The sequence below is a fragment of the Collinsella sp. AF36-3AT genome (assembly GCF_003475205.1).
In the GTDB taxonomy this organism is placed as follows: Bacteria; Actinomycetota; Coriobacteriia; order Coriobacteriales; family Coriobacteriaceae; genus Collinsella; species Collinsella aerofaciens_AF.
In genome coordinates, this window is the sequence record NZ_QROZ01000001.1 from 410368 (window position 1) to 429505 (window position 19138).

The following is a 19138-nucleotide window of genomic DNA, read 5'->3' on the forward strand; positions in this document are numbered from 1 at the left end:
TGGCAGGGACGGCTTTTATAGTAACTGAAACGCGCCATGCAAAAACGGCTCCCGGAGGAGCCGTTACGCGCAGGCGTTCGTAAGCCGAGGCTAGGCAGCCTGAACAGCGGGCTGGTCCTCGTCGATAAAGAAGCGCTTGTACCACACCAGGAACACGAGCGGCGTATAGATCTTGCGCTGGAAATCGCCCTTGCCCGCAAAGTGCAGATCGAGCAGGTGCATGAGCTCGTCGGTATCGAAGAACTCGCTTGCCCACGGCGCGGTGAAGTACTCCTTGACATAGTCGTACCACTTTTGCTCGCGCAGCCAGTAGACAATCGGCACCGGGAAGCCCACCTTGGGACGGGTGGCCCACTCATCGGGCAGCGACTTGTTGGCAGCGTGGCGGAGTACCTGCTTGTTGCCGTTCTCGTTGATGCGGTAGCGGTCGGGAATGTGCTCGGCGAACTCCATGACTTTGCGGTCCAGGAAGGGCACGCGCAGCTCCAGCGAATGTGCCATGCACATCTTGTCGGCCTTGAGCAGAATGTCGCCCGGGAGCCACATGTTCATGTCCAGGTACTGCTTCTTGACCAGCTCGGGCTGACCCTTCACGCGCGCATAGATGGGAGCGGCGAGCTCGAAGGCGCCATCGCCGGTGTTGTACTCGGGCTTGAGCACGCCGTCGACCTCGCGCTCCGGCCATACCAGAGCCTGTCCCAGGAACGACTTCTCGGGGATCTCGGCACCCTTGACCAGGAAGTTATGCCCCTTGAAGTACGGCATATGCAGCGCCAGGTTACCGAGCGCGCGACGGATGGGCAGCGGCACCATCTTTTTGTACTTGCGCACCGGGACCGTGTCCTCGTAGTAGGCGTAGCCGCCAAAGAGCTCGTCGGCACCTTCGCCCGAAAGCACGACGGTGACGTCCTTGCGGGCCATCTCGGCCAAGAACCATAGCGGCACGGAAGACAGGTTGGACTGCGGCTCGTCCATGTGATACTGGATGTCCTCGAGCGCACCGAAGAACTCGTCGGCGGTAATCATCTTGCGGACATTCTCGACGCCGAGCTTGTCGGATAGCTCCTTGGCGTAGTTAGTCTCGTTGAAATTCTTGTAATCGAAGCCCACCGAGAAGGTCTTGTCGGGCATGAGGCAAGCGGCGATGTAGCTGGAGTCGACGCCACCGGAGAGGAACGACGCGACCTTAACATCAGCGATGCGATGGGCCTCAACGCTCTCGTGCACGACCTCGTCCAGCTCGTCGACGTACTCCTCGAACGGCTTCTCGACGGCGGAGTAATCGCAATCCCAATAACGCTCGATGCTCATCTTGCCGGTCGGGATGTCTACGGTAAAGTAATGCGCCGGCGGCAGCTTGTAGACACCCTCGAAGAAGGTCTCCTCGGTTGCCGAATACTGCAACGTCATGTACGGACGCAGGGCCTTTTTGTTGACCGCCTTGTGGAAGTGCGGGTAGTCCAGGAAGCTCTTGATCTCGGAACCAAAAAGCACGCCCGGAGCGCCGTCGCCCGCATCGGCCATGGGATAGTAGTAGAGCGGCTTGATGCCAAAGATATCGCGGGCGCCAAAAAGCTTGTTCTTCTTCTTGTCCCAGATGACGAAGGCGTACATACCGCGCAGGCGATCGAGGACGGCCTCGCCCCACTCCTCGTAGCCGTGCAGGAGGCTCTCGGTGTCGGCGCCGCAGTGGAACTTGTAGCCCTTGGCCTCGAGCTCGGAACGGAGTTCTTGGAAGTTGTAGATCTCGCCGTTGAAGACGATAACGACGCTGCCGTCCTCATTGGCCATGGGCTGAGCGCCGGCCTCGGTCAGGTCGAGGATCGACAAGCGGCGGAAGCCCAGGGCAACGCGGCCGTCGATAAACTGACCGCCCATGTCGGGACCGCGATGGACGATGCGGTCCATCATCTTGGTGAGCACCTCGGATTGGTTATCCGTCCCACCGACAAAACCGACAAAACCGCACATATACTATCCCCTCTGCTGTTGCTGGGCATCAAATCGAATCAGTAGCTTTTGAGTATACCCGAGGGCGTAAAGAGGGGCGGAATGTTCAGGCAATCTCAACTGAATCAGCTCCGCTGTGACACGCGACGGTTACCTTTAATGGATATGAGATGAATGAGGCGATTGTTTTGCTATACTCTCTCCGCACGGGCGATTGGCGCAACGGTTAGCGCAGGTGCTTTACACGCACAAGGCTGGGGGTTCGAATCCCTCATCGCCCACCACTGATTTGATAGGCTCCCAGCTATGGGGGCCTTTCATTTTTGGGCCCATCGCAGAGGGATTCGAACCCGAAAGGGTGCGGAGCTGAGGAAACGCGAAGCGTTTTCCAGCGCAGCACGCGAGGGCCGTAGGCCCGAAGCGAGAGCGGACGGCGTCAGCCGCACGCGACATCCCTCATCGCCCACCACTGAATTGTTAGGCCCCCAGCGATGGAGGCCTTTCCTTTTTTCAGGCCCAGCGCATGGGATTCGAACCCACCAGCACGTCTGTCACAAAGGCCGTGGCCAGAAAATGGCAAAAATGAGTACTGCTACCTTGCTTACAACATATCAAAAGATAGTATTTGCTTAAGTTACGCAACATATGTCCATTATAAGGACTAACAATTGGATCAAAATCGTACATTCATCGCCATTTCGACTAGCTATCTGGCCTTATTAGTCCAAAATTGCTGCTACCAAATCGATAACAGTACTCATATTTGATGTTTTTTGACCAGCAGGTCTCCCCGCCTTAGCAAATCTAAGGCAAAACGGGCTCCAGACCGCTGAATCATGCCACATAGGGCACGTCCGCAGTCCGGAACCCGGTCAAAGTTAAGTTATTTCGCTGTGTTAGGCCAAAACGTCCGACAGGATCTCGATCAGACTGTCCACGTCGGATTCCTCGCAGACGAGCGGCGGCAGGAAACGCAGCGTATGAGCACCCGTAGCGTTAGTCACGGCACCGGCGGCCAGCGCGCGGGCAACAATATCATGCGCGTCGCCCGCGGCATCATCCAGATCACAGCCGAACATCAAGCCGCGGCCACGCACCTCGGTCACGTGCGGCAGCTTGGCGAGCTTTGCCTCCATATAGGCGCCTACCTTGGCAACATGGTCGGCATAATCGCCGTGCACGAGCGCGGAGAGCGTCGCGGCGCACGCCGCGATGGCCAAGCAGCTACCGCCAAAAGTCGAACCGTGGTCGCCCGGCTTAAACACGTCGGCAATCTCCTTCTTTGCTACGACGGCACCCATGGGCACGCCATCAGCAATGCCCTTGGCAAGGCTCATGATGCCGGGTTCCACGCCATAGGTTTGGAATGCAAACGGCTTGCCGCAGCGGAAGATGCCGCACTGGACCTCGTCGGCGATAAGCACGGCGCCCACTTCGTGTGCCAGGTCGCGCGCTGCCGCCATAAACTCCTCGGTCATGGGGTGCACGCCACTCTCACCCTGGATCGGCTCGAGCATCACGGCACATATTTCGCTCCCCAGCTGCTTAAAGATCGCACGCAGTTCATTGATATCGTTGGGCGTACAGGCCACAAAGCCACCCGGCAGCGGGCGGAAACTATCCTGCAGCCAATCCTGCATGGTGGCGGCAATGGTCTCGAGCGTACGGCCGTGGAAGCCGCCGCGCATGCACACGATAGTGTTGCCGCCGTTACCGGCACGCTTGGCGTACAGGCGCGCGAGCTTCATCGAGCCCTCGTTGGCCTCGGCGCCGGAGTTGGCAAAGAAGGTCTCCCAAACCTGCTCATCCGCAGCCGGGGCACCAAGAGCAGCTGCCGTGGTCTCATCGCCGGCGGCAATGGCATCGGCAAGCACGCGTGCACCATCTAAGTCGTCGTTGGCAAGCTTGGACAGCAGCGCCGCGACCTGCCCACGCTGCTCGATGTAGAAGTAATTGGAGACATGCATGAGCTTTTTGGTCTGTGCCTCGAGCGCCGAGAGCACGGCCGGGTCACCATGACCTAGGCTGCACACGCCGATGCCGGCAAGAAAGTCGAGGTACTCACGGCCATCGTCGCCGGTGAGCTTCATGCCGTGACCCTCGACAAACTCGACCGGAGAGCGGCCAAAGGTATGCATAACGTAATGGGATTCAAGCGATTGCTGAGCTGCAAGTGACATGGGATGCCTTTCGTTGGGCGCCAGACGGCGCAGGCCTATGGGTGCAGGAATGGGGCGGCTGCGAGTCAGTTAGACCGTCTGAAGCTTCTCGACCTCGTCGAGGTTCTCGGTCAGACGCGCAGCAAACGTCGAAAGCGGATGCGGATGCGTATCGAACTCGTAAGCCGTCTCGGTGGAATGGATCACGGTGCCGACGCCGGCATCGGTCAGCAGCTCCAGCAGCAGCGAATGCGGCGTGGTGCCGTTGATGATGTTAGCGCGAAATACGCCGCCGGCAAGCGCATCGACGGCCGCGTGCAGCTTGGGAATCATGCCCTTATCGACCTCGCCGCCGTAGAGCATTTCGTTAACCTCGTCGAGTGTTAGGTTGGAGATGAGTGAGTCTTTATCGCTAAAGTCCTTGTACAGGCCGTCGACGTCGGTCAAAAAGATCGCCTTGTGCGCGTGGAGCGCTGCCGCAACGGCACCGGCGGCGGTATCGGCGTTGATGTTGAAGAAACCGCCGTCCTCCCCCGCCGCGACGGTAGCGATGACGGGGATGTACTCGCTATCGAGTAAGCGCTCGATATAGTCGGTGTTGACGTGCGTCACTTTGCCCACGCGACCGAGCTCGGGGTCGAGCGGCTCGGCGATGAGCGTGCCGGCATCGCTGCCCGACACGCCCACGGCCAGGTTGCCGTGGTGGTTGATGGCAGCAACCAGCTCCTGGTTAACCTTGCCGCCCAGCACCTCGCGCACGATATCCATCGTCGCCGGCGTGGTCACGCGCTGGCCGTTCTTAAACTCGACGGGAATATCGTAATGGCTCAGCGCCTCGTTGATAGCCTTGCCGCCGCCGTGCACGATGACGGGGCGCATACCGATGATCTTGAGCAAAACGATGTCGCTCATCACGTCGCGGCGCAGCTGCTCATCAACCATGGCGGCTCCGCCATATTTGATAACAACCGTCTTGCCGGTCAGGTTCTTAATCCACGGCAGCGCTTCGAACAGCAGCTGCGCGGTTGCTTCGTTGGATTCGCTCGAACGACAATCGCGTGCGAATTTCATAATCTGCCTCGTCTTTCGTATCGTTATCGCGCCGTGCTCCGCTGTCCGCAATCGCGGCAAGATGCGCAGCGTGCCTGGAATCTAGGAACGGTAGTCGCCGTTAATGGAGATGTACTCGTGCGTGAGGTCGCAGGTCCACACGGTCGTTGCCGCGTCGCCTGCGCCCAGGTCGGCCGAGATCACGATCTCGGGCGCCTCGAAACGTCGTAGAGCCTCGTCCTCGTCAAAGGGAACAGTCAGACCGTCGCGACAGACAGGCATGCCCATCATGTCGATGGAAACGTCTTCCTGATTAAACTTCACGCCGCACTTGCCAAGCGCCATAGCAACGCGGCCCCAGTTGCAGTCGTGGCCGGCGATGCAGGTCTTAACGAGCGGCGAGTTGGCAACGGCACGGGCGGCGATATCGGCCTCCTCGTCGTTGGCGGCGCCGGTAACGTTGACCGTAACGAGCTTGGATGCGCCCTCACCATCGGCGGCGATATTGCGCGCCAGGCTCTCGCACACCTCGTGCACGGCAAATGCCAACTCGTCAAAGGCATCGGAGCCCTCGACGATAGGCTCGGCATCTGCGGCAGCGGCGCCGGAGGCAAGCATGATGCAGGTGTCGTTGGTCGAGGTGTCGGAATCGACCGTTACCTTGTTAAAGGTCTGCTTGACGGTCGAGAGCAGCAGGGCATGAAGTGCCGCAGGCTCGACGGGGGCATCGGTGGTGATAACTGCGATCATGGTGGCCATGTTGGGCATGATCATGCCCGAGCCCTTGCACATTCCGCCTACCGTATAGACATTGCCCGCATGACCCGCAGCCTCACTGACGTAGGATACGGCGTACTCCTTGGAGTGCGTGTCGGTCGTCATGATGGCGCGAGCGGCATCGGCACCGCCATGGGCAGAGAGCGCCTCGAAGGCGGACGGAACGGCCGTCTCAAATGTGTCGATGGGCAGAATCTGTCCAATCACACCTGTGGATGCAACTAGGATCTGCTGGGGCTCGCAGCCGATGACCTGCGATGCGATGCTGCACGTCTCGCGCGCGCATGCAAGGCCGGTCTCACCCGTGGCGGCGTTGGCATTGCCAGAGTTGACCGAAACGCCGGCGATGGTTCCGTAGCCCTTGTCGGCACCGCCCAGGTTGGCACGGCTCACCTGCACGGGCGCCGCGCAAAAGCGATTGGTGGTAAACACGCCGGCACCGGGACAGGGTTTATCGGGCACGACGAGCGCGTAATCCAGGCGCTCGGGGTTCTTGCGGAACCCAGCATGGATGCCCGCAGCCTTAAAACCAGCCGCAGCCGTAACGCCGCCCTCGACGGCGCGAATCTTGATATCAAACAGCTCGGTATTCATCGTCTTTATGACTCCTTATGTCAAACAAAAAACGGACATCGGTTGGTGCGCCATGCCAGTCGTGATCATGAGACCAGCTTAAGAGTGGCGCCCCACTCGATGCCCGACTACCAAATCGTTAACAATCGAATGTGCTACACCGGGCACGCCACTGTGGGCAAGCCTCGTCGCTCGTCAAAGCCAAAGACGATATTGGCGCACTGGACCGCTTGGCCCGCAGCGCCCTTGCACAGATTGTCGATGGCGCCCGTCGCCACCAGCACGCCCGCGCGTTTGTTGAACGCAAGGCCAATCTGGGCGGCGTTGGTGCCGACGACCGAAGCCGTCTTGGGCTGCTGGTCGGCATCGAGCACGCGCACAAAGGTGCGTCCAGCGTAGAACTGCTTGTAATAGTCGACGACATCCTCAAGAGCCAGGGAGTCGATGGCCTGCGGCGTGAGCGGCAGCGTCACCGTGGAAAGCAGGCCGCGCTTGAGCGGTGCCAGGTGCGGGGTAAAGACGACGCGATCTGTTAGACCAAGGATTTGCTCGATTTCGGGCGTGTGACGATGCTTACCCACGCCGTAGGCCTCCAAGTTCTCGTCGGCGCTGCAAAAATGGGTGCGGGCGTTGCAGGACTTACCGGCGCCCGTCACGCCGCTAATGGCATCGACAATCACGGGACCGTTCTCGGCCACCCAGCCCGCACGCACGGCAGGAGCGGCAGCAAGGCTCGTTGCGGTGGGATAGCAGCCGGCGCAGGCGACCAACACGGGCCTGCCAGCGGCATGGTTGGAAGCAGCGGTCTCTAAGTCCTGGCAGAACAGCTCGGGCAGACCGAAGGCGCGGGTCTTGAGCAACTCGGGGCTCGTGTGCTCGGCGGCATACCAGGCCTCAAAGGTGGCCGGATCGCTCAGGCGATAGTCGGCCGAGAGGTCAATGCAGGAGACTCCCGCGGCAAGCAGGGCGGGCACCTGAGCCATGGCAGCCGTGTGCGGCACGGCCAAAAATACCGCGTCACAGTTCTTGAGCTCGGGGGCATCATGCGTCGTGAAGACAAGATCGCTTACGCCGGTGAAGCTCGGGTACACCGCAGACAACGGCTGGCCGGCATCGGCGTTGGACGTAATGGCAACAAGTTCAAACTCGGGATGGCCGAGCACGAGGCGAATGAGCTCGGCTCCGGCATATCCAGCCGCGCCGACGATTCCAACCTTCAAAGACATATCAGACTCCTTGTCTGCGATTTATGCACCGATGCGCATTTCGCAGCGGTCGTTATGAAGTGGGTTGAAACTTTAGCACCAAAAGATGCATTAACACGTAAATGGCTTGCATATTCATGCATTGAAACATTCCCGACACATTCGCTTGAAGGAATTGACAAATGGAGCGGGCCCCGTATTGACCGGCGCTCCTAACGGCGCCGGGCAATACGGGGCCCGCCCATGCGAAAACCAAGTTGTTAGGATAAGCCAGCTGGCTAGAGCTCGACCGGCACCCATTCGTCGTGATTGCAGATAAAAGCCTCGGGATCCTCGACGCTAAAGAAGACGAGCGTGGGGTCGTTAGGCCCCTCATAGTGCTCGCCCAGGCGCTCTAGATGCTTCCACCCGGCTTCGCGCATTTCGCTCGAAGCCCGGTCTTCCAGTCCCGCACGCCCGCGCAGGATCAACCAACCGTGGCCCGGCCACCAACTCGTGGCCTCAAAGCGCTGGTTTTGCAGCAGCTCCTGCCACACATCTTTGGTGCGCGCTGTCACAAACCACAGCCTGCCGTCCTGAATCTGTGCAAACGAGAACGGACGCACATGCGGCTGCCCGTCCACGCTCGTCGCCAGATACCACGCCGGCACCGACGTCAGATACTCCAGCACCGTATTCAATCCGTCCACGTTTCCTCCTGTCGCCTGACCAGTCTTTTTGCAATGGGTAGTCAATTTGGGAAATCAGAGCTCGAGGCGCTCTTCGCTGCCGTCGATATCGCAGAACCGTGCGGCGATGTTGCGGACCGAGAAGAATGCAAGGCGACCGTCGTTGGCGCTATCGTGTTGCTCGCCAATGCCCACCATGTGCCTAAAGCCCGCCTGGCGCACCTTGTCGCTCACGACTGCATCGTCCTCGAGCGCGGCCTCACCGGTTAACACGATCCAGCACTCCCCCGGCTTCCAGCCCGATACCTCAAACTTGGGATTCGCGCTCAACTCCGCCCACACGTCCTTGTCGCGCGACGTGCAAAACCACAGCTTGCCGTCATCGACCATGGCAAACGAAAACGGCCTCACGCGGGGCTGATGCCCGTCGCTCGCATCGGTCGTAGCAAGATACCACGCCGGAATGCGCCTGAGATACGAGCAGACGCGCTCGAGCTGAGCCGTGCGATCGATGTCGGTCATAGAGACCCCTTTCTTGCGCTCGAATCGAGCTTAGACAAATTGAAGATTGATAACGACAACGCATACCACCAGCAGCGCCGTCACCACCGCAGCCAGCGCATCCCCGCGGCGAAATGCAAGCGCATGCAGGCGCGTGCGGCCCTGCTCGCCGTGATAGCAGCGTGCATCCATGGCGGCAGACAACGTCTCGGCATGACGGAACACGCCCGTGAACAGTGGAATCGCCACACTGCCGAGCATACGCACGCCGCCGAGCGGGCCACCCGTTACGCGTGCACCGCGGCTTGCCTGCGCGTCCGCCGTCTGTTTCATCTCGGTGGCAAATTGCGGCATAAACCGCAGCGCGATACCCATAATCATGCCGAGCTCGTGCGCCGGAAGCCCCACGCGCGCAAATGGTGCGAGCAGGCGCTCAAAACCCGCGGTGAGGTCGAGCGTCGGCGTGGTGAGTGTAATGGCGCTCATGCCGGCCATCATCAGGGTCAGACGGCACGCCATAAACGCCGCAGAACGCAGCGAGCCCTCGCTCACCTGCAAAAAGCCAAGCTGCCACAGGGTGCGGCCACTCTGGTCGGAAAACAGGTTGAGTACCGCGACCACTACGACAATCGCCAGCAGTGGCGCCATCGATGATAGGACCCGGCGCAACGGCACTCGGGCTGCGACATAGACCAGCACGACAAACATTGCGACCGGAACCAACCCGCGGAAGATCCCGACAGTGAGCACAGTGATCAGAAATGCGAAACCTAGGAGCAGCTTAGTGCGCGGATCCAGGCGATGCACCGCGCTATCCCCGGGATAGTAGCTGCCAAATGAGAACGCCTCCATTAGTAGCCCTCCTCTCGCGTGGGCGCCTTGGAACCAGCCTGACACGGAACCCTCAAAGGCACGTCCGCGCAGCCCAGCAGCAAGCCGGCCAGCTCGTCGGCCAGCGCCTCAACCGTATAAAGCTTGTCGCAGCGGAGCGGCACACCGGCTTGCGCGAGCGCCAGCGCCATGCGCTGGGCGGCAGGAACGCCCAGGCCGATCGACTTGAGCTCGTTCGCGTGCGCAAAAACCTGCACGGGCGTTCCCTCGGCAAACACCGCGCCCTCGTTCATCACAACAATACGGTCACAACAATTTGCCAGGTCATCCATGCTGTGCGAAACCATGACAACGGTCAGGCCATCGCGGTGAAGTCGATCGATAAGCTCAAGGAAATCCCTGCGCGCAGCCGGATCGAGCCCCGCCATGGGTTCATCGAGCACCAGGACTTCGGGCTCCATGGCGAGCACGCCGGCGAATGCCACGCGCCGTTGCTGACCGCCCGAAAGCTCGAAGGGACTCTTGTCGCCGACCGTGGAAAGGTCGAGGCCCACGCGCGAGAGCGACGACTCGACGCGACGGTCGACTTCATCTTGCGGCAAGCCAAGGTTGTGCGGGCCAAACGCCACGTCCTGCGTCACGGTTTCGGCAAACAGCTGACGCTCGGGATATTGAAACACCACGCCGACCTTGGCCTTAACCGCGGCGGCGTCTTTCTTGTTTGACAGATCGAGCCCCAGCGCGCGAACGAATCCCTCCTGGGGACGAATCAGGCCGTTGAGATGCTGAACCAGCGTCGACTTACCCGAACCGGTATGGCCCGCAAGGCCCAGGAACTCACCACGACGCACCGTTAGCGACACATTGCGCAACGCCCAGGGGCTGTTTGGATCGTTGCCCCACAGAGCCTGTTTACTCGATGCGTCCGTAGTGGCCGAGCGCTTGCGCCAGCGACGGCGCTCGCGGGCGCTCAGCGAATAGCTATACGAAAGGTGCGAAATCTCGATGACGGGCTCCAGCGCGTCTGCGCCATCGATTGCAGAGGAGACGTTGTCGGGAATACGAGAATCGGATGCGAAAGGCCGCCCGGCGATGCCTGTCCCACTCCGCTCGGCATAAGTCTGCGCTATATCGGCGACCATATCCGCCTCGCGCACCCGTGCGCAAATGGGCACGTCCTTCGCGCGAAGCGCCCTGCCAAGACAGCACGATGCCGGCATATCCAGGTTCAGCCGCGCGAGTTCGTCCGCCCGCGTCAAGATTTCCTCGGGCGTACCGAGCATGGCAACGCGCCCTGCCCGAAACACCGCGACACGATCGGCCTCGGCGGCCTCTTCCATAAAGTGCGTAATCATCACGACGGTCATGCCGCAATCGTGGAGCGCGTGGCAAGCCTTCATGAGGCCCTTGCGTCCACGCGGATCGAGCATCGAGGAAGCCTCGTCCAATATGAGCACGCGCGGTTCCATGGCGAGCACACCGGCAAGCGCCACGCGCTGCTTTTGGCCGCCCGAAAGCGCGTGGGTCTCGCGGCGCTCAAAGCCCACCAGGCCCACGCCCTTCAGCGCCTCGCGTACGCGCTGCGCAATTTGTGCCGATGGCACGCCAAGGTTTTCAGGACCAAACGCAACGTCATCTTCGACAAGCGTTGCCACCAGCTGGTCATCGGGATTCTGGAATACCATGCCCGCGGTCGAGCGGATGTCGTAGACCAGCTCGGGATCGGACGCATCCATGCCGTTGATGCGTACCGTGCCCGCATCGGGCTGCAGCAGCGCATTCAGATGCTTGGCAAACGTCGACTTGCCCGACCCATTGCCACCGAGAATGCAGAAAAACTCGCCGTCCTCGATATTCAGATCGACGCCGTCGAGCGCCGGTACGGCACCGTCATAGCTAAAGGAAACGCCCCGACACTCAATCATGCGCGGCCTTTGACCTGGTCCTTTTTAGGCGTGATGAGGTTGGAGACCGCCTTGTACACCGCAAGCGTCAACACCGAGTTAAGCACGGTCTTGATAAGGTTGAACGGCAGTACGGCAGGAATCATGAGCGGGGCGATCACATCGACCGAGCCATACCAGAACCATACGCCAATGGTAAGGTTTGCGACCATAGACAGCGCTGTAGCGGCAATGACGCCGAGCACCAGGCCAATCACGGCACCCTTATAGGTATGCATCTTCTGGTAGACGATAGCCGCGGGCAGAATGTAGCCCAGCGTGGCAACCAGGTTCATAAGCGCGCCGACCCAGTCACCCGTGGTGAGCGCATGGATAACGATCGCCATGGCGGCAACAGCAGTGCCGGCACCAGGACCATACGCAAACCCGCACACCATCGCCGGCACCAGCGACGGGTCATACGTCAAAAACGGCGCCGAAGGAAGGATGGGCAGCTGCACATACATAAACAGGGCGCCCAAGGCGCACATCAGCGCCATGGTAACGAGCTGTTTGGTGCTCCACCTATTCGTGTTCTCAAAATGGATATGCTGCGACTGTTCAGACATAAGATCACCTGCCTCTTTCATCCGGACTCTAACCGTTGGTACTGGAATCTCACCAGTTCAGCCGGCATGCGAACCAACGCACACACGGGTCGCGGACTCATCGGCTCGGCCGCAGGCATCTCGCCTGCTCCGCGGCACCCCTTTGGCACCGCCCGATTTACCGCCAGTGGGGAATTCCACCCCGCCCTGAAACAGCACTTGCAAGTGTAGCACGAGCAATCGTTCGCGCAAGTATGCCAAGGGTAATTTGTGGTGGGGAAACGCTCCAGAAATGCGGTAGGGACAAGTTAGCGCAACAACCACGTCCTCCATCCGCCCCAAAGTAGCGCGCCTTTCGCGGCAGAGCCGCGAAACAGCGACCGGGACACGCATCCCCCACAACCACGTCCTTCTCCGCCCGCCGACCTCAAGGCCGTAAACGCAGGGAATCCGGGGGCGTGACGGGGTTTCTCTCCGGAACATTCCGCAGGACGCAAAGAGGCTCCGCAGCACGAAGCGCGATGCGGAGCCTCTTTGCATGTCCGAGGACGTTCCGGAGAGAAACCCCGTCACGCCCCCGGATTCCCGGTGGGAGTTCTAGACCTTGTCGGCCTTAGTACATACCGCCGCCCTGCTGACCAGCGGTAGCAGCAGCGATAGCGTCCTCAAGCTGAGTGTTCTTGGGCACATCGGAGACGGTGGCCTCGGTGATGAGAATCAGGCTGGCGACAGAAGCAGCGTTCTGCAGGGTGACGCGGCTGACCTTGACGGGGTCGAGGACGCCCATCTCGATCATGTCGCCCCACTCGCCGTTGGCAGAGTTGAGACCCTGGCCGGCGGGCAGCTCGGCAACCTTGTCGACCACGACAGCGCCCTCAAAACCAGCGTTCTTGGCGATGGTAGCGACCGGAGCAGTCAGAGCCTTCTTGACGATGTCGACACCGATCTTCTCCTCAGGGTCGTCAAGCTCAACGGCGTCGAGTGCAGGAGCAGCGTCCATGAAGGCGACGCCGCCACCGGCGACAATGCCCTCCTCGACAGCAGCGCGGGTAGCCTGCAGAGCGTCCTCGACGCGATGCTTGATCTCCTTGAGCTCGGACTCGGTAGCAGCGCCGACCTTGATGACGGCAACGCCACCGGAGAGCTTGGCCAGGCGCTCCTGGAGCTTTTCACGGTCGAAGTCAGAGGTGGTGTTCTCCATCTCGCCCTTGATCTGAGCGATGCGGGCGTCGATGGCCTCCTTGGAGCCAGCGCCGCCGACGACGACGGTGTTGTCCTTGGAGATGGTGACGGACTTAGCGGTACCGAGCATATCGGCGGTGATGTCAGCGACCTTCACGCCCAGCTCGTCCAGAGCAGCCTGGCCACCGGTGAGGACGGCGATGTCCTCCAGGATGCGCTTGCGGCGATCGCCGTAGCCCGGGGCCTTGACGGCGCAGACGTTGAGGGCGCCACGGATCTTGTTGAGGACGAGGGTCGGCAGAGCCTCGCCATCGATGTCCTCAGCGATGATGAGCAGGCCACGGCCAGCGCGCTGGACAGCCTCGAGAACAGGCATGATGTCCTGGACGCTGGAGATCTTCTGGTCGGTGATGAGGATGTACGGATCCTTCATCACGGCCTCCATGCGGTCGTTATCCGTGACGAAGTAAGCGGAGACATAGCCCTTGTCGAACTGCATGCCCTCGACGGTGTCGATGGTGATGTCGAACGTCTGGGAATCCTCGACGGTGATGACGCCGTCCTTGCCCACGACCTCCATGGCCTCGGCGATCTTCTCGCCGACCTCGGGGTCACCGGCGGAGATGGTACCGACGGAAGCAATCTGCTCCTTGGTCTCGACCGGCTTGGCCTGCTTCTTCATCTCGGCGACGGCGGCGTTGACGGCCTTGTCGATGCCGCGACGGATGGCCAGCGGGTTGGCGCCAGCGGCGACGTTGCGCAGGCCGTCGTTGACGATAGCCTGAGCGAGCAGGGTTGCGGTGGTGGTGCCGTCACCCACGGTGTCGTTGGTCTTGGTGGCGACCTCCTTCACCAGCTGGGCACCCATGTTCTCGATGTTGTCCTCGAGCTCAATCTCCTTGGCGACGGAAACGCCGTCGTTGGTGATGGTCGGGGCACCAAACGTGCGCTGCAGAGCAACGTAGCGACCCTTGGGGCCCATGGTGACGGTAACGGCGTCGGCCAGAGTGTTGACACCCTTGGCGAGCTTAGCGCGGGCATCGGTGTTGAACGTAATGTTCTTTGCCATGGTAGGTAATCCTCCAAAAGAAATGTGACTCGCGTCGCCGCTTCCGAGTCCTATGCGGCGGGCGCGTTCAAAGACGAATCAGAGATTCTGACGAGACTAGGCCTCGACGACGGCGTAGATGTCGTCGGCGCGCATCAGCAGATACTTCTCGCCGTCGACCTTGACCTCGTTGCCACCGAACTTACCGTAGATGACAACGTCACCGACCTTGACGTCCATGGGGATGCGCTCACCCTTGTCGTTGACCTTGCCGGCGCCAACGGCAACGATGGTGCCGCGCTGCGGCTTCTCCTGAGCGTTGCTGGCGATATACAGACCAGAAGCGGTCTTCTGCTCGGCCTCGTCGGGCTTGACCAGAACACGATCTGCAAGCGGCTTCAAAGACGACATGCTTGTCTCCTCCTTTTTGGGCCGCGTGGTTATGCCACGCGAATTAACCCTTTTTGTTTGCGTACGCGTTGAATGGTACCCACGAATGGCGGGTTATACAACACGGAGTCAAAAAATCTTATTTTTTGGCACTTAGATTTTCTGAATGCCGGGGGATAACTTAGCGGTGGCTCCCGGGGCGGACCGGAGGGCATGAAGTTTGCTGCTCTACAGTCCTGCGCAAGACGGAAAGCACATTAAGTGCTTTCCTTTGCGTGCGGAACTCGCGACAAACTTCATGCCCTCCGGTCCGCCCCGGGAGCCAGGTTGACTAATTCGGGCCCGGCATTCGGAAAAGTCAGTGCAGCAAAATGGCGATGCGGATAGCGACATGGGCATGGTTTTCGCCGCGCACACGGGTCCCCTGGGGAGCACCGTGCATTTTTTCGAGTATTCAACAGGCCAGGACGGCTGCATACGCGCCGGACAAACCATATTGGTCCCAAGGACGCCTTCGACCGGCGATTTGAGTCGGCAGACAAACCCCGTCAGGACAAAAAGGCTTGCTTCGCGCCGCACCGGACCGCAAAATAACGTCGAGCTCCGCGATGCTACCTGACTGTAGCGGCACCGGCGGGGCTTGCGGTGCTGAATACTCCGTTTTTTGCACGGCCCAGGCGGGGGTACATCAGGACCAGAAAAATCAATCCAACCTTTTTATGCAATCTGCAATGGGAAGTATGCAAAACACCAAGAGACGGCATTACTGATGTCCAAATTGAGCGCGGGGCAGCGGCGCCTCCGCCCCGCGCCCAAATCAAGCAGAGCGGGGGCGCTCCTAACGGACCCCATAGGCAAACAAACGCGGCTCGAGCGCCATCCCAAAATAGGCTGCCCGAGCCGCGTTTAACGGTACGGCATGAATACTTAGCGCTCGTAAATCATGTTGCCCGCCAGGTAGGTGGCCTGAACTTTGGTGACCTGGAGCTCTTGGGGGTCAACGGTGAGCGGGTTTTGGTCCAGGACTACCAGATCGGCGTATTTGCCGGGCTCCAGGCTGCCGAGGTTTTGCTCGTCGCCCGCTGCATAGGCGCTGCCCAGGGTGTAGTTGCGCAGAGCCGTTGCCGCATCGATACGCTCGCTCGGCAACCAGCCGCCCTCGGGCCAGTGGCTGCGGGGGTCTTGGCGCGTAATAGCCGTGTAGAGCACGTTCATGCTGGTAACAGCTGTGATGGGGCTATCGGTGCCGAAGGCTTGGCGGATGCCGCGCTGCTTATAGGTCGCAAACGGCCACATGATGCGGCTACGCTCCAAGCCCAGGTCGCGCTCCGGACCACCCGGGTCGAGTGTGATATGACAGGGCTGGCTCGAGGCAATGACGTTGAGTTTGCGCAGACGATCGATGTCCTCGGGCAGCAGATTCTCCAAATGCTCAAGCGTATTATGGCCGTGCTGGGGCAAGCCGTAGAGCTCTGCCGCCTCCTCAAAGATATCGAGTGCGGCATGGATGGCACCGTCGCCGATGACGTGGATGCGCACGGTATGGTCACGCTCGGCTGCCGCCAAAACCAACTTGCGCATACGCTCGACAGGGACCGTCAGGCGGCCCTGGTCGCCCGGGAAGCGCGGGTTGGTATAGGGCTCAGTGAGGTATGCGGTATGCTCGCTCGACACGCCGTCGAAGAACTGTTTAAAGCCTGGCGCCGAGAGCAGCGCGTTGTTCGCGTAGCGGGTCTGGAGTTCTTCCAAGCGCGACTGGTCATCCAGCAGCGTGGGAAACAGATGGGCGCGGATGCCCAGCTTGCCGGAGGCCTGTAGCTTCTCGTAAACATCGTCGCGAATAAAGTCGCAGCCCGGCATGGGCATGAGCGACATATCGCAGATTGAGGTGATGCCTTGCTCGGCCATACGCTTCATCTGGTCGGCGTAAGCGCTCGCGATGCGGTCCTCGCCCAGCCACTCCAGGCAGCGCGGCAGCAGCTGCATAGCAGCCGCCTCGTGGGCGATACCCGTAAGCTTGCCATTTGCATCTTTGTCGTAACTGCCACCCACCGGAGGCTCGCTGTCGCGCGTAACGCCGAGCGCCTCGAGTGCGCGGCTGTTGAGCCACAGCGTGTGCCCGTCGCCCGAGTACATAACGCAGGGACGATCGGGAAATGCCGCATCGAGCGACGCCTTAGTGGGATGCTCGGGCGGGTCCCAGCGGTAGTCGCGCCAACCCTGCGTTACAACCCAAGCGTCGTCGGGCAGGTCCTGGGAAAACTCAAGCGCGTGTTGTACCAGCGCCGCCTCGGACGTGCCCATATCCATGAGCATGTACGGCGAGGAACCGACCGAGGTATGGAAGAAGTGCAGATGAGCGTCATGGAAACCGGGGCAGACAAACTGCTCGCCGTAGTCGATAACCGACGTGGCGGCAGGAGCGGCGGCAATCACGTCATCGGGCGCACCGACCGCGACGATACGGTCGCCTGCAATGGCAATCGCCAGCTCGCGGGCGGTATCGATACCGTCTTGCGCGGTAAAGACGTTCTTGGAGCGGATAATCCGATCGATATGTTGCATGGGCATCCCCGTCTCTGGCAGGAAATTCAACACTCCCGAGTGTACTCCCCCGCCCCTGTTACAAAACGCCAAGCGGCAAACGGCATCTTTGCCAGGCCAAGTGGCAGGTGGCATACTGGAGAGAGCTTGTACGAATTGCGCGATGGCACAGCAAGGAGCAAATCGACCATGACGAAGACCAAGGCACAGCAGATTATGGCGGCAACCGAGGTACGAGCGGCTGACGACGTCACCGCAGCCATTCAGGATATCGCCGCAGAGTTTGAACCCTATATCATCAAGCAGCGCCGCCACTTCCATAAGCACCCGGAGCTGAGCCTTGCCGAGGAGCGCACGACTTCTGACATCGCCAACCAGCTCGACGCCATGAATATCCCCTACGAGCGTCCCCTTAAGACGGGCCTTGTGGCGACCCTTCGCGGCACCGCGCCCGACGCCTATCGCGAGGACGGCACGCCACGCCGCCGCATCCTGCTGCGCGCCGACATCGACGCCCTGCCCGTCACCGAGCAGACCGGCGAGGAGTTCGCCAGCGTCAACGAAGGCTGCATGCACGCCTGCGGCCACGACTGCCACATCGCCATGATGCTCGGCACGCTGCAAATCCTGCGCCATATGACCGACGACATCCACGGCGAAGTCCGCATCGTCTTCCAGCCCAGCGAGGAAAACGGCCAGGGCGCCAAGCTCATGATCGGCACGGGCGTGCTCGACGGCGTCGATGGTGCCTACGCCGCGCATATCTGGAGCGAGGTTGACGCCGGCACCGTAAGCTGCGAGCCCGGTCCGCGCATGGCCAATACCGACTGGTTCCGCATCGACGTCCGCGGCACCTCGTGCCACGGCGCTATGCCCCAGCGCGGCCACGACGCCGTTATGGTTGCCGCTGAGATCGTCAACGCACTGCAGACTATCGTCTCGCGCGAGATTAGCCCCTACGAGCCGGCCGTTATCACCGTCGGTGAGCTGCATGGCGGCACCGCGCGCAATGTTATCGCCGGCACGGCTTACCTCGCCGGCACGGTGCGCACCTACGGCGACTCGACCCACGAGGAAATGCCGGAGCTCATGCGCCGCATCGTGGAGCATACCGCGGCAGCCCTGGGCGCCGAAGCCAAGCTCACCGACTACACCATCGCCAACTACAAAGTCGAAAACGAAGCCGCCTCGAGCGAGCGTTGTCGTCAGGCCGTGGTCAAGTGCCTGGGTGCAGCCGGCGAAGGCCATTATCGCGGCACACTTTCGGGCGAGGATTTTTCGGAGTACCTGCGCCGTGTACCGGGCGTGCTCGCCTTTGTAGGTACGCGCAACCCCAAGATTGGTGCCACGTACGCCCAACATTCCTGCTTCTACAAGATCGACGAGACTGTGCTGGCAAAGGGCTCCATGGTGGCCGCCCAGTATGCCATCGACTTTTTGGCCGAGCCCACGCAAGAGGAGCTCGACGGCCCCACGATTGCCGCGGTCGCCGAAACCAACCCCGACCTGGCCGCCAAGTTGCGCTCTGCCAAGGCAACGACCGCCGAGGCTCGCGACGCCATCCATGACGCCCGCACGGCACGCCATGCCGCGATCAAGGGCATCCACGATGCACGTGCCGCCGCTCGCCGCGAGGAGAAGCGCGGCGAGTAGTCGATTCGCGGCCATCTCGCAGTCATAGCCACATCGCGATATCAAAGCGGGGGCGGACGTTTCGACACGTCCGCCCCCGCTCATTTGTCAAGCGCTATTTCTACCGTTTCTACCCC

At 60.9% G+C, this 19138-nt stretch carries 14 protein-coding genes, 1 tRNA gene and 1 riboswitch; of the genes, 2 read left to right on the forward strand and 13 right to left on the reverse strand.

The features are described 5' to 3' along the window. Positions 1-90 precede the first annotated feature (90 nt). Positions 91-1971, reverse strand: a complete 1881-nt coding sequence (gene asnB, locus DW003_RS01820; protein WP_118387191.1) for an asparagine synthase (glutamine-hydrolyzing) — start codon at positions 1969-1971, stop codon at positions 91-93. Positions 1972-2158: 187 nt separating this feature from the next. Here asnB and DW003_RS01825 point away from each other — a divergent pair. Beyond that, positions 2159-2234 (forward strand) — tRNA-Val (locus tag DW003_RS01825). Positions 2235-2846: 612 nt separating this feature from the next. Here DW003_RS01825 and DW003_RS01830 read toward each other — a convergent pair. The 12 genes from DW003_RS01830 to DW003_RS01885 form a co-directional block, all read right to left on the reverse strand. Further along, positions 2847-4130 carry an aspartate aminotransferase family protein gene (locus tag DW003_RS01830; protein WP_118387193.1) on the reverse strand — a complete coding sequence of 428 codons (1284 nt, stop codon included), beginning with the start codon at positions 4128-4130 and terminating at the stop codon, positions 2847-2849. Between the two features lie 69 nt (positions 4131-4199). Continuing rightward, positions 4200-5180 carry an acetylglutamate kinase gene (gene argB / locus DW003_RS01835; RefSeq protein ID WP_118387195.1) on the reverse strand — a complete coding sequence of 327 codons (981 nt, stop codon included), beginning with the start codon at positions 5178-5180 and terminating at the stop codon, positions 4200-4202. An 81-nt stretch (positions 5181-5261) separates the two neighbouring features. Continuing rightward, positions 5262-6530 (reverse strand): bifunctional glutamate N-acetyltransferase/amino-acid acetyltransferase ArgJ, encoded by a 1269-nt coding sequence (gene argJ, locus DW003_RS01840; protein ID WP_187361871.1) that lies wholly within the window; start codon positions 6528-6530, stop codon positions 5262-5264. Between the two features lie 134 nt (positions 6531-6664). Beyond that, positions 6665-7735: an N-acetyl-gamma-glutamyl-phosphate reductase gene (gene argC / locus DW003_RS01845; protein WP_118387198.1), complete on the reverse strand. Its 1071-nt coding sequence runs from the start codon at positions 7733-7735 to the stop codon at positions 6665-6667. A 257-nt stretch (positions 7736-7992) separates the two neighbouring features. Continuing rightward, entirely contained in the window at positions 7993-8403 is a 411-nt protein-coding gene (locus DW003_RS01850) for a pyridoxamine 5'-phosphate oxidase family protein (RefSeq protein ID WP_118387200.1), read from the reverse strand. 54 nt (positions 8404-8457) lie between these two features. Continuing rightward, the gene (locus tag DW003_RS01855; protein WP_118387202.1) at positions 8458-8904 is read right to left on the reverse strand and encodes a pyridoxamine 5'-phosphate oxidase family protein; all 447 of its coding nucleotides are present in this window, start codon (positions 8902-8904) and stop codon (positions 8458-8460) included. A gap of 30 nt (positions 8905-8934) precedes the next feature. Beyond that, complete coding sequence (locus DW003_RS01860) at positions 8935-9735, reverse strand: energy-coupling factor transporter transmembrane protein EcfT (protein ID WP_118387204.1); 801 nt, start codon at positions 9733-9735, stop codon at positions 8935-8937. Next, on the reverse strand, positions 9735-11639 hold the full coding sequence (locus tag DW003_RS01865) for an energy-coupling factor transporter ATPase (protein WP_233545443.1): 1905 nt from the start codon (positions 11637-11639) through the stop codon (positions 9735-9737). The genes DW003_RS01860 and DW003_RS01865 overlap by 1 nt, the downstream gene beginning before the upstream one ends. Next, positions 11636-12226, reverse strand: coding sequence for an ECF transporter S component (locus tag DW003_RS01870; RefSeq protein ID WP_055252299.1), 591 nt, complete (start codon positions 12224-12226; stop codon positions 11636-11638). The genes DW003_RS01865 and DW003_RS01870 overlap by 4 nt, the downstream gene beginning before the upstream one ends. 5 nt (positions 12227-12231) lie before the next feature. Beyond that, positions 12232-12424, reverse strand: a riboswitch (FMN riboswitch). A 394-nt stretch (positions 12425-12818) separates the two neighbouring features. After that, positions 12819-14456 (reverse strand): chaperonin GroEL, encoded by a 1638-nt coding sequence (gene groL, locus DW003_RS01875; protein ID WP_022094352.1) that lies wholly within the window; start codon positions 14454-14456, stop codon positions 12819-12821. Between the two features lie 96 nt (positions 14457-14552). Then, positions 14553-14846, reverse strand: coding sequence for a co-chaperone GroES (gene groES, locus DW003_RS01880; protein WP_022094351.1), 294 nt, complete (start codon positions 14844-14846; stop codon positions 14553-14555). A gap of 906 nt (positions 14847-15752) precedes the next feature. Further along, positions 15753-17390 carry an amidohydrolase gene (locus tag DW003_RS01885; protein WP_233545444.1) on the reverse strand — a complete coding sequence of 546 codons (1638 nt, stop codon included), beginning with the start codon at positions 17388-17390 and terminating at the stop codon, positions 15753-15755. A 168-nt stretch (positions 17391-17558) separates the two neighbouring features. Here DW003_RS01885 and DW003_RS01890 point away from each other — a divergent pair, with 168 nt between their 5' ends. Beyond that, positions 17559-19022 (forward strand): M20 family metallopeptidase, encoded by a 1464-nt coding sequence (locus tag DW003_RS01890; RefSeq protein ID WP_118387206.1) that lies wholly within the window; start codon positions 17559-17561, stop codon positions 19020-19022. The last annotated feature ends 116 nt before the right edge of the window (positions 19023-19138 follow it).